The sequence below is a fragment of the Paenibacillus sp. J22P59 genome (assembly GCF_059383895.1).
This window is the reverse complement of record NZ_JBXENX010000004.1, coordinates 283,648-295,776: the sequence shown is the minus strand read 5'-3', so window position 1 is coordinate 295,776 and position 12,129 is coordinate 283,648. Positions and strand designations below refer to the sequence as shown.

The 12,129-nt window shown below is 46.3% G+C and carries 10 protein-coding genes; 7 read left to right on the top strand and 3 right to left on the bottom strand.

Annotated features, from left to right (window positions below):
- Positions 1 to 13: 13 nt before the first annotated feature.
- A complete protein-coding gene (locus tag AC50YO_RS08645; protein ID WP_494846048.1) occupies positions 14 to 1,009 on the top strand; it encodes an ADP-ribosylglycohydrolase family protein in 996 nt (331 codons plus the stop codon).
- Between the two features lie 272 nt (positions 1,010 to 1,281).
- A complete protein-coding gene (locus tag AC50YO_RS08640; protein ID WP_494846045.1) occupies positions 1,282 to 2,094 on the top strand; it encodes a GNAT family N-acetyltransferase in 813 nt (270 codons plus the stop codon).
- Positions 2,095 to 2,566: 472 nt separating this feature from the next.
- Here AC50YO_RS08640 and AC50YO_RS08635 read toward each other — a convergent pair whose 3' ends face one another.
- Positions 2,567 to 3,601 (bottom strand): NADH:flavin oxidoreductase/NADH oxidase, encoded by a 1,035-nt coding sequence (locus AC50YO_RS08635; RefSeq protein ID WP_494846041.1) that lies wholly within the window; start codon positions 3,599 to 3,601, stop codon positions 2,567 to 2,569.
- Positions 3,602 to 3,813: 212 nt separating this feature from the next.
- Between AC50YO_RS08635 and AC50YO_RS08630 the strand changes: the two genes are divergently transcribed.
- Together AC50YO_RS08630 and AC50YO_RS08625 are read left to right on the top strand one after the other, a co-directional pair.
- Complete coding sequence (locus AC50YO_RS08630) at positions 3,814 to 4,443, top strand: PadR family transcriptional regulator (protein ID WP_494846037.1); 630 nt, start codon at positions 3,814 to 3,816, stop codon at positions 4,441 to 4,443.
- 21 nt (positions 4,444 to 4,464) lie between these two features.
- Complete coding sequence (locus AC50YO_RS08625) at positions 4,465 to 6,258, top strand: ABC transporter ATP-binding protein (RefSeq protein WP_494846034.1); 1,794 nt, start codon at positions 4,465 to 4,467, stop codon at positions 6,256 to 6,258.
- 73 nt (positions 6,259 to 6,331) lie between these two features.
- Here AC50YO_RS08625 and AC50YO_RS08620 read toward each other — a convergent pair whose 3' ends face one another.
- Together AC50YO_RS08620 and AC50YO_RS08615 are read right to left on the bottom strand one after the other, a co-directional pair.
- On the bottom strand, positions 6,332 to 7,624 hold the full coding sequence (locus AC50YO_RS08620) for an arsenic transporter (RefSeq protein ID WP_494846032.1): 1,293 nt from the start codon (positions 7,622 to 7,624) through the stop codon (positions 6,332 to 6,334).
- 53 nt (positions 7,625 to 7,677) lie between these two features.
- Complete coding sequence (locus AC50YO_RS08615) at positions 7,678 to 7,986, bottom strand: ArsR/SmtB family transcription factor (RefSeq protein WP_494846030.1); 309 nt, start codon at positions 7,984 to 7,986, stop codon at positions 7,678 to 7,680.
- Between the two features lie 250 nt (positions 7,987 to 8,236).
- Between AC50YO_RS08615 and AC50YO_RS08610 the strand changes: the two genes are divergently transcribed.
- The 3 genes from AC50YO_RS08610 to AC50YO_RS08600 all read left to right on the top strand — a co-directional run bounded on the left by AC50YO_RS08610 (position 8,237) and on the right by AC50YO_RS08600 (position 12,011).
- Positions 8,237 to 9,709 carry a sensor histidine kinase gene (locus AC50YO_RS08610; RefSeq protein ID WP_494846027.1) on the top strand — a complete coding sequence of 491 codons (1,473 nt, stop codon included), beginning with the start codon at positions 8,237 to 8,239 and terminating at the stop codon, positions 9,707 to 9,709.
- A 7-nt stretch (positions 9,710 to 9,716) separates the two neighbouring features.
- Entirely contained in the window at positions 9,717 to 10,403 is a 687-nt protein-coding gene (locus tag AC50YO_RS08605) for a response regulator transcription factor (RefSeq protein ID WP_494846022.1), read from the top strand.
- A gap of 126 nt (positions 10,404 to 10,529) precedes the next feature.
- Positions 10,530 to 12,011, top strand: coding sequence for an S-layer homology domain-containing protein (locus AC50YO_RS08600; protein ID WP_494846018.1), 1,482 nt, complete (start codon positions 10,530 to 10,532; stop codon positions 12,009 to 12,011).
- Positions 12,012 to 12,129 lie beyond the last annotated feature (118 nt).

The following is a 12,129-nucleotide window of genomic DNA, read 5'->3' as shown; positions in this document are numbered from 1 at the left end:
GTAGGTGGAATTAGTGACAGGTAGAAGAATGGTGGACAGATGGGAAGACGATAATAAGATTTTTCATGCTCTAAACATAAAAAACCGAATGCTTCCTACTTTATATGGCGGTATTATTGGAGACTTAATGGGAGTGCCTGTTGAATTTAGGCAAAGAGGTACTTTTCACATACAAGATATAGTAGGATACGGCACGTATAATCAACCTCCTGGAACATGGTCTGATGATACTTCGCTGACGTTGTGTTTGGTCGAAAGTATAGTGGATAAAGAAAACATAGTGAATTTAATGAAGAAGTTTGTTAAATATCAAGATGAAGGGTACTGGACTCCTTTTGGAAAGATGTTTGACATTGGTAGAACTACAGCTGAAGCAATAACTAGATATAAAGAAGGGATCTTACCGGAGAAGTGCGGAGGTAAGTACGAGTATGACAATGGCAATGGTGCTATTATGAGAATTTCACCTTTGGCATTTATATTATTTAATGAGTTTGATTTTGTGAAAAAGACAAAGATCATCAAACAATATACAGAAATTACCCATGCTCATCCTCGTGCAATAGTAGGTTCAATTATCTACATTGAATTTTTAATTAGGCTTTATCATAATAATTCTTTTAAAAAGTCAATCAAAGAAATACAAGAACTTTTTAACGAAAATTTTGGAGAAGAGCATGAGTATCTAAAGGAATTAAGTTATTACAACAGAATTTTTAGTGAACATTTTTTTGAAATACCGCAAGAAGATATTTTATCAGATGGTTATGTGGTTCATACTTTAGAAGCAGCGATTTGGTGTTTAGGGAATACAATTTCATTTAAAGAAGCTGTATTAAAAGCAGTGAATCTAGGTGGAGATACGGACACCGTGGCTTCCATAACAGGATCATTGGCAGGAATGTATTATAAAATGGATGAAATTCCAGAGGATTGGTTGAGAAAAATAGTTAGAAAACAAGATATTGATGGTTTGATAAAAATATTCTATGAATTTTGTTCTAAATAAAAAAATTATAGACGAATATGTTAGCTCTATAAAGAGTTTGTAGAATATTCTGCGTAAGCTCTTTTATAACCTTACAACAAGATCGAGCAATACAATCAGTAATGCCACAATGCGAGCTAACCTTCGTGTCGTGGTTTCTTTTTAATTGCCGCTAAATATTAAACATATAAAGATAGTCCAAATGTTAAAGGTAATATTTAAATTCCTATCACTTGAGGATCTATTCAGTAATCTACTACAAAATAGTCATATCTCAGCTAGGAGGATTCGCCATGACAATAGCTATGGAGCGAGCGCGAAAAGTAGAGCGGGCGGAGACGAATGCTCTTTTATCTCGCCTCAGTATAATTAAGGGGCTTGCGGGCAACCCGGAAGGGGTGCATATTCAGCAGTTTGGGAAGGCGACCGCCTTTATTATGCGAGGAATTCCCAACCCATATTTCAATTCGGTTAGGGGCTTTACAAATACAGATATAGACCACTTGGATGTTATCATTCAATTTTATCGCATGCACGATGCTGCTTGCAGATTCGATATTGCACCCTTCGATGTAAGCCCGGAGTTATTACGCATGTTGGCTGAACGAGGCTTCTACCAGTATGCTTTTCATTCTTCTTTGTACATGGGAACTGAGAGGGGAGCAACGCTGTCCCATATTCAGGATCAAGTGGTAGTTCGGAAGCTGGAGGAGAGCGAGTTCGGCTTCTTTGGTGAAATTTATACAAAGGCCTTCGGAATGCCGAATTCTCTAGCAGCTCGTGTCGCCCGAAATAATCATATTCTACATATTCAGCCGGGCTGGCATTTTTATTTGGCTACCTGCAATAACGAGCCTGCTGCTGTAGCTGTATTGTACGTTCAGGAAGGCGTAGGCACACTTGCGGCTGCAGCCACATTGCCACAATACCAATCAAGGGGCTGTCATACGGCTTTATTGTCTGCACGGATAGAGCAAGCTGCACAATTAGACTGCGATCTAGTGGTCGGTCAAGCGAGCTTCGGCTCCAATAGTCAAGCTAATATGGAACGGGTGGGACTGCGAATGGCTTATACCAAGTCGCTGTGGAAGGAAAGACACCCCTGATCATCACATATGTATTTTGTTAATAAAAACAAACGGGGCTGTCCCAAAGGTCATGAAGATGATTTTTGGGACAGCCCCGTTCCTTCACAGGCATCTGTAAAGATAGCGGGCTTTAGACCTTTATACCTCCAAAACCCTCAGGAGCTCTATCCCTTACGCTGCATATGGCATTTAGGAAGAGCGTACCCTATTTTAGGAAGCGTTTTTCGTAAAAACAGGATTAATCTGGAGGCATATCGGAGATAAAGTAAGCTGCATTCAGTAGTCGGGCACCGGCCTTCTCCACTACTGAATGTCACTTCACTGTTGCTCTTTTTTACCTGTCTGAGCCGTGAAATAGAGCAAATGTATTCATTAAATTGTACATGACATTCCTTCTCCAGCTTAGGGAGCCTGCCTTTTAGACAGCCCCGTTCGAATCTCTATTCCTATCTCGAACTCCTCGGTCATAGGCTGTCAATTCCATTCAAGCTTAGTAAACGCCATATTGATATTGCACGGGCGGTACAGTCTTGCCGGTAACAGCCTTAATCGCATGGTTAGCCCAATAGGGGTTGCCGAGCATGCCTCTTCCTATGGCAACAAGCTCTGCATCCTCATTAGCTATGGTCGCTTCTGCGAGGAATGGATCATTTAATTTGCCTACAGCAATGACAGGAACATCTAGTGCTTCCTTGAATGCACGGGCAAAAGGAACCTGGTAACCCGGATGGTTAGCCGGCTTCTTTACTCCTGGAGGGGCTTCGCCGCCGCTCGATACGTGGAAGATATCAACACCGGCTTCTTTGTATCGCCGTCCAAGCTCAAGAGAGTGCTCCAACTCGTACCCGCCGTCCATATATTCTACAGCAGAGATTCTCATAATAAGAGGCATATCAGTTGGCATTACGCTGCGAACCGCCTGAATGACTTCAACTCCAAAACGGGCATAGTCTTCCCCGTATTGGTCTGCTCGATTATTGATGCCCGGCGAGTGGAACTGGTGGAGCAAATAACCGTGGGCGCCGTGCAGCTCAATCGTATCGAATCCAGCTGCGATGGCTCGTCTGGCTGCTTCCCGGAATTGGGCTACTGTGTTGGAGATTTCTCCAATAGTCAGTGCTCTTGGGGCTTTATTGTCCCCACTCTTTCCTGCTTCAACAGGAATGTCGGATGCGCCAACGGGCTGGGCAGCATCTTCAGCCTTGCGCCCGGCATGAGCAATCTGAATACCGATCTTGGCACCGTATTTATGAACTTCAGCTACCATACGCTGATAGGCGGGAATTTGTTCATCCGACCATAAGCCCAAATCACGATTCGTAATTCGGCCGTCTGGATCAACATCGGTCATTTCTACAAGAATAAGCCCGGTTCCACCTACCGCGCGGGATACATAATGAACGAAATGCCAATCATTTGGCTGCCCATCCTCGGCATCTACGGAATATTGGCACATTGGCGCCATTACAATTCGGTTTTTGAGGCTAAGGCCTTTCAGTGTAATCGGGGAATCTAATTGTGGCATACGTTTTCTCTCCTCGCTGTTTAGGTGTCTATTTCATCATTAACTATAACATTTTTTATTAGACAAAGAAGCATAGGCGGTTCTTAGAGAAGCTATCCATCTTATTAGGAGCAAAAGCAAAAGGCGTTATATCGTCAATTAGATTTGCTAGTTAACGATATATCGTATAGAATGAATCTAATACGATATATCGTTAACTGAGGTGATACAACGTGGAAAAAGAATGGTCGCCAGAAGAGCAGTTGTTTCTCCATCGTCCACATGAACGGGAGACACAAGGCTCTGGCAGAAGATATTTTCATCGGGGTGGCGTGAAGTATGCGTTACTGGAGCTTCTGGAGCAAGAATCGATGCATGGCTATCAGATGATGAAGGCGCTTGAGGAGCAATCGGGTGGTACGTATAAGCCAAGTGCCGGCTCTATCTATCCGACGCTGCAGATGCTGCGGGATCAGGGATATATTGATTCGTTTAAGCAAGAAGGGAAGAATGTCTTCACGATAACAGACGAGGGCAGGCTCTTCATGGAAGAGGAGAAGGGAGCAGCAGCTGAAGCAATGAGCGGCGGGCGAGGAGAGCCCGAGAGCGATATCCCAGTTGCTCTTGATGAGGACGTGAGCTGCGAGCCCCGCTCAAGGAATCGTCGCCTCACCCCAACGGGCAAGGAGCTGCTGCATCTATTGAAGGCCGCGGAGCGGGCAGCGATGCAGGACGAGACCAAAGCGATACAGCTGCGCATTATTATTCATCAACTAAGGCTTTCGCTTACACGGTTAATCGAGGGTGAGACGGAGCAAGGAGAGGAACAAACGAATGAACAAACGAATGACAACGAGCTTTAAAGTGCGGGGAGCCTCTAGCCGATGAGAGGTGGAGTGAGACAGTTCGGCAATGGAGAGAAGGCTAAGCCTGCGAGCATCCGCAGTATGTTTGTTCGGATCTACGCGCATGCCAAGACGGAGCGTCTTGCTATGCTCGTAGCTCTTCTGTGTATGATTCTTATTTCTCTTCTCGAGTTTGTAATTCCGCAGCTGACCAAATATACGATTGATACCCTTATCCCTCACAAAAGCTTTAATCAATTGTATCTAATCGGGGTCGGCGTCATTGCGGCAGCCATCTTGTTAGGTGTTTTTCGCTATATTAGCTCGGTATTTATGTCTGCTGTTGGTCAAAGAGTGCTCTATAAGCTGAGGAATGATCTTTACCGTCATTTGCAAAAGCTCGATGTGGCGTTCTTTGACCGCAATCGGACGGGTGATCTGATGTCTCGCGTGACGAATGACGTGAGTATTTTGCAGCAATTGATTTCTTCCGGCATGCTGCAGCTGTTCACCGATTTCTTTACCTTTACCGCAATCGCCATCTATATGCTATGGATTGATTGGAGGCTGACAGTATTCCTGCTCGCAACCTTCCCCTTCATGATTGTGACGACGAGGTTCTTCGCAGCGAGAATCCGCAGCTCGTTCCGCAAGGTACAGGAATCGGTCGCTGACGTAAGCGATCATCTACAGAATACACTGACTGGTATCCGATTAATTAAGTCCTTTACCTCAGAGGAATATGAATCAAGACGCTTCGCAGCACGCGCCGAGCGCAATATGGAAGCGAATGTGCAAGCTTCGCGTCTGCGTTCGGCATACGAGCCGATTATTGACCTATTGAACTATGCGGGCCTCGCTATTGTTCTGGTATTTGGGGCATGGCTAGTTATGAAGAATCAAATAACAGTCGGCACAATTGTTGCTTTTATTGCCTATTTGCGTTTGCTGCAGAACCCGATTCGCCATTTCAGCCGTATTTTGAACACGATACAGCAGTCGGCTGCGGCCTATGAGCGAATTATGGAGGTTATGAATACGGAAGCTGAGATCGTCGATAAGCAAGGGGCAGCGAGATTGCCTGCAGGGCCAGGTCATATTGAATTCCATAACGTGAGCTTCGGTTATTCCGAGGAGGCTCCGGTTCTGAAGGCATTCAATATCGAGTTGAAGGCGGGCGAAGTAACTGCGCTTGTCGGATCATCGGGCTCGGGCAAAACAACGATCGCTCATTTGATAACCCGCTTTTACGATCCGAATCAGGGCTCAATTACCGTTGACGGCTATCCGATTAAGGAGGTTGCCCTAGCTTCTCTCAGAGAGCAGATCGGGATCGTCTCTCAGGATATTGTGCTGTTCAACGGCTCCATTAACGATAATATTCGCTATGGCAAGCTGGATGCGACAGAGGAAGAGGTTATTGCTGCGGCTAAAGCGGCGAATGCCGATGAATTTATTGAAGCTTTCGCACAAGGGTACAATACGCAGATCGGTGAGCGCGGAGTGAAGCTGTCAGGCGGCCAGAAGCAGCGAATATCGATTGCGCGCGCGATTCTCAAAAATCCGCGAATCATTATTCTCGATGAGGCGACAGCTTCTCTCGATACGGAGTCAGAGCATCTTATTCAAGCGGCTTTATCGCAATTGCTGCATGGCCGTACCTGCTTGGTTATCGCGCATCGCCTCTCCACCATTCAGCAGGCGAATCAGATTTATGTCGTGGAGAAGGGCCTTATTGCTGAGCAGGGCAATCATGTCGAGCTGCTGAAGAAGCAGGGGCGATATAGTCAGCTGTACGAGCTGCAATTTCCGAATCTTATTAAAAGCGTGTAAACAAAAACTAGTGGCTATAAAGAAAGAAGCCCGGACTATCTCATGGAGATAAGCCGGGCTTCTTATGCATGAATTAGTGTAAAATAGCTAGCCACAGATATAGGCCAAGCAACGTTATCAGCAGGACAGGGAGCGTTAAGATGATTCCTGTTCTAAAGTAATAGCCCCATGAAATTTTTACGCCTTTATTAGCCAGAACATGCAGCCACAGCAATGTGGCTAATGAACCGATAGGTGTGATCTTGGGGCCAAGATCGGAGCCGATAATATTGGCATAGATTAACGCTTCCCGAAGCGCCCCATCCGTATGAGTGCCTTGTATAGCCAAAGCGTCAATCATGACGGTAGGCATATTATTCATCACAGACGAGAGGAGTGCAGCAATGAATCCGGTACCGAGCGTGGCTATGAATAGGCCCTGATCTGCCATCCATTGAAAGATGCTGCCAAGCTGATTGGTGAGCCCGACATTACGAAGCCCATATACGACGACGTACATGCCAAGAGAGAATACGACAACTGACCACGGTGCACCTTTAATAATAGCGGCGGTAGGAATAGAAGGGCTTCTGCGTGCTGCTGCAATAAAAATCAGCGCAGCAATTCCGGCGATAATAGATACAGGGAGTTGAATGATCTCGCTTAACAGATAAGTAATTAAGAGTATAGCCAGAACGATCCAGGCTAGCTTGAACATGCGTTTATCTTGAATGGCTTCATGAGGCTGTTTGAGCTTCGTAAGATCATAATGCTTCGGAATGCTTTTCCTGAAAAACAGGAACAAGACGAGCAGACTAGCGCCGACCGCGAATACATTCGGAATGATCATCCGGCTGGCATATTCAGCGAATCCAATGCCGAAGAAATCGGCGGAGACGATATTCACAAGATTACTGACCACAAGCGGCAAAGAAGCAGTATCGGATATAAATCCGCTGGCCATGATGAAGGGCAGAATCATACGCTCATCGAACTTCAGGGCTCTGACCATAGCGAGAACAATCGGCGTCAGAATAAGTGCAGCTCCATCATTGGCGAACAAGGCAGCAACGGCAGCTCCCAGCAATACGACGCAAGCAAACATTAAGTAACCATTTCCTTGGGCAATACGTGCCATATGCAGGGCTGACCATTCGAAGAATCCGATCTCATCCAGAATGAGGGAAATGATGATGACGGCTACGAACGCTAAGGTGGCATTCCACACGATACTTGCGACATCCTGTACATCTTGTAGGTCTACGACGCCTGCCAAGAGAGCGAGTATTGCTCCTCCAGCAGCAGAGTAGCCGATATTCAATCCTCTGGGCTGCCAGATGATGAGAGTCAAAGTAATTAAGAAAATAAGAGAGGCAAGGACTATCATAGTTTCTCCTTCTCAACATTGTGCAAGATCTGCTGCATCGTTTAGTTAATGACTTAATTGCAGCATTGACGGTTGTACTTGTCCTTCATCGAAGGAAGCTCGGCAATAATGCCGGCAAGATAGGGCTTGTCCGCTATATTCAAGGAATAATAGCTCCACTGAGCCCGTTTATCTTCGTTAACGAGTCCGCCAATTTTCAGCTTCCGCAGATGCTGGCTGACGTTCGGTTGCGTCATTTGGAGAGCGGATACAATATCGCAGACACACATTTCCCCTTCTTTGAGCAAGGAAAGTATCGTCAGCCTTGTTTTGTCCGCCAATAATTTCAACGTTTCTGCTAGTGCTTCGACAGGTTGAGTCATGCTATTGCTCCTTCACACGAATATAGGTTTATTATACGTATTCACCGCAATAAGTAAAGTATTATATAAGCATATAATTATATCAGTAGAACATAACATTTCAGAAAGCAACGGTGAACAAACACTTCTATAGGAATCTGCCGCAAAATGCGCTAACATGGTACAATCGCAGTTACAGGAATGAACTAAACAATTGCAAGATTTCTATGGCCTCGGTGTACAATGAGGTTGAGCAGGAAGGGGGAGAGCGATGTCTATACGTTTTCGGCTTTTGTTATCCTTTACGTCGGTGGTTGTTGTCTCGGTTATTTTATTTATTTCCGCAGCTTATTTGTTATCGGTTGCCGTAACCGGGGATTTCCGCAGCATAAGCAGCTTTTATAATATCCATTATTCGCTTCATCCGTTGTCTGAGGAGGAGGAGAACCTCTTTCTGGACATGAAGTATTTGGCTAAGCATGATCCCAAGCAGCTGCTCGACAAAGAGAAGCTGGAGCATTATGATTGGCAGTTGAAAATGGTTCAGGCAGGCCTGGTCGTTCGCCAAAATAACAAAATTATTTATGCTACGCCTACTCTTGAGGGAGAGGCAATCGCGAGCGCGCTGCCAGAATATGAAATGGGCAATTATTCGATTCGCAATACGATGAATCTGGGCAACCGTTTTTTTTCCTATGCCAAATTTGATTTTTATTTCTCCTCCACTGATCAGGAGAAGGGCAGTGTTTTTGTTCTGCGGGAAAGAAGTCCATTCGCTGAGCTGGTCCGTACGCTATTGCCGCTATTGATTGGAGTATTCGTCCTTATCCTCTTGCTTACAGGCGTCCTTCTATACCGATATGTCACCCGAACGATCGTCAAGCCGCTGGATAGTCTGCGGCGATCGGCAGAGCATATTAAGAACGGAGAGCTGACCTTCGAGCTGCAAGCAACTTCAAGTGATGAGGTAGGGCAGCTAGTCATGACCTTTGAGCAGATGCGGAAGCAATTGCATGATTCGATCCAACTGCAGCTTCATTATGAAGAGAATCGGAAGCAGCTATTATCGAATATTTCGCATGACCTTCGAACGCCGATTACGACCATTAAAGGGTATGCGGAAGGGATAAGAGATGGAGTCACCAATACGAAGGAGAAGCTGGACAGCTATGTAGGGGCTATTCATACGCGCGCTTCCGATATGGAGCGATTGGTGGATGAGCTGTTCTTCTATTCTAAGCTGGATCTTAATAAGGAGCCATTTTCTTTTGAGCAGCTTGAGCTAGGGAAGTTCCTGCAGCAGGTTGTTGCTGAGCTTGCGATTGAATTTGATAATCATGCGGTGGACGTCGCGTGGGAGAGCCCCAATGTCGGGCAGACCTTCGTGCTTGCTGATCGAGAGAAGCTTAAGCGAGTCTTGCTCAATTTGTTCAACAATTGCCTCAAGTATATGAATAAAGCTCCGAAGCGAATTGCTATTGCTCTAGAGAAGCAAGGAGAGATAGCTGTCGTTAAGATTATGGATAATGGACCAGGCATTCACCAAGACTCGCTGCCGCATATTTTCGAGCGGTTTTACCGGGAAGAGCCTTCGCGCAGCCGCTCAGCAGGAGGCAGCGGGCTTGGCCTAGCTATCGCCCAGCAAATTATCGAGGGCCATGGCGGAACCATATGGGCCGAAAGCGAAGCAGGTGCCGGAACGAGTATCTTTTTCACATTAAAAATCTTTGTAGATCGTCGGTGATAAACAGATGGCACGAATTCTAATTATTGAGGATGACCCCTATATCGCAGAGCTGCAGAAGGATTATTTTCTGCTTCACAATTATGAGGTGGAGCTGTCCTATGACGGGAGAGAGGGCCTGGGCAAAGCGCTGAATGGCGCCTATGATCTCATTATTCTAGATCTTCAATTGCCCGGAGTAGATGGCTTCGAGATCTGCAAGCAGATACGGGAGAGGCTGGATGTTCCCGTGTTGATTGTCTCGGCTAAGAATGAGGAGATTGACAAAATCCGCGGATTCGGGCTGGGTGCGGATGACTTCGTAACGAAGCCGTTCAGTCCCAATGAGCTGGTTGCAAGAGCAAAGGCGCATCTATCGCGCTATGAGCGGTTCACAGGGAGCAAGCAGGTCTCGGATACGATTGAGATCCGTGAGCTGTCGATCCATAAATCTGCTCACCGTATTTTTCTTCATGGCAAGGAGGTCATGCTGACAGCCAAGGAATTCGAGGTGCTCGTATTTCTGGCCGCACATCCGAATCGAGTATTCAACAAAGAGGAGCTGTTCGAGCGGATCTGGGGCTTCGAATCGAGTGGAGAGATTGCGACGGTTACGGTGCATATATCGCGTATTCGCGAGAAGATAGAGGCTGACCCTTCGAATCCTCAATTTATTGAGACCGTGTGGGGAGCTGGCTATCGCTTCACCGTGTGATCAGCTATGAACATATTTATCATACTGTTTATAAATTGTTTATACTTTCTTATCCGTCCATTTAGAGTGGTCTATTATGATGGATTTATCACATAACAAACTACTCGGATGAGAGGGAGATTGAATATGAAAAAAGTAAATCAAAAAGCAGCTATTGTGGCTTTATCTGCACTTATAGGCGGAGGCGCATTGCTTCCATTCCAGGCACAGGCGGCAGCAGCCGCACCAGTAAAGAGCGTTCAGGTCCAAGCAGCTTCGACCCAGCAAGTGGAGCAAGCTATCCAGCATTTGGTTGCGCAGGGGGTTCTTCAAGGCTATGAGAATGGCCAGATGAGAGCGGACAAGGCTGTAACGAATGCCGAGCTGGTCAAAATGATCGTGCTTGCGCTTGAGCTTGAGCCAAGTGAGCAAGCAGCGGGTGCAGAGGGCAAGTGGTATGCTCCATACGTAAATACAGCTGTCGATCATGGCTTGCTTGACGGTGCGGATAGCTTCCAGCCGAACAAGCCAGCTGACGGCAGCCAAATGGCAGCGATGATTGCCAAGGCATTGCAGCGAGATACAAAGTCTGTCCTTTACTGGATGGAGGGAATTAAGGTTAGCAATAATAAGGTAACTCGGGGAGAAGCAGCTCAATTGCTCGTGCAATCGGAGAAGTCGATTCGTTCCGAAGCTGCTAAGATCGTAGCTATTAAAGCATTGAATACCATTACGTTCGAAGTGACCTTCGATGCACCTTTAACGCTGAAAGATGAAGAGACAGCAACGGCGCAGGCTAATTTTGCTTTCGATCATGATCTGAAGCTCGTTAACCAGCCTCGTTTGAAAACAGGCTCCTTCTCGACTTATATTGTTCCAGTCCAGACGATGACGCAAGGAAGCTATACGTTGAATTATAAAGGCCAGCAATCCTTTACTATAGAAGCAAGCGCTGAGAAAATTGCGTTGAGCGGTGTGCGTCAGGTTACTTCCGATACCTTCGAAGTAGATTCATTCCGTGCAGATGGCGTCATTGACTATGGGTACATCATTTCTGCTTATGCAGGAGGACGCGGCGCCAATGCGATTGTGCTTGATGAGAACAATGAGTACAAGGGACAGAAGCTGGAAGTGATCTCTTCCTTGGCATCCAGACAAGCAACCTTAACGCCGGAAGGCGGAGAAGCGATTACAGTCTCGTATGTCGGCTTCACGCAATCGACCGATGGCAAGCAAGAGCCTAAGTTCCGTCTTCCTGCAGGCACGTCTTTGCAGCCAGGCGTAACGTACAAAGTGTCCTCGAATTGGTTCGAGCTGAGCCAAGATACCTTCGTTGCACAGACGATTGCTCCTGTAATGATTGCATCAGCAGAGCAAGTCGATGCGACGACGATCAATGTAGCTTTGTCAGCAGATCCGGGGGATGAGCTGTTCGCTTATCGTTCTGTACAATTGAAAGGCTCAGACGGCACTACGCTGACGGCCCAATACAAAGTACAGACTCGCAAAGGAGAGGTTGGCGTGTTCGAGCTTCAGAATGAGGGCAAGCTTGCAGCCGGCGTGAGTTATGAGGTAGCTCCTGTAGGAAGCTGGGCAGTTGCAGACAAGGTTCAATTGCTTGCCAAATAAAGCTATGAACTGCTGAAAGTGCTATCTCAAAGGTTTGAACTAGGGGGATGGCGAGTAAACTTCTATGAGGTTAACTCACATAGATAGGAAGGAAACTACCTATAAATATGGCGGTCGA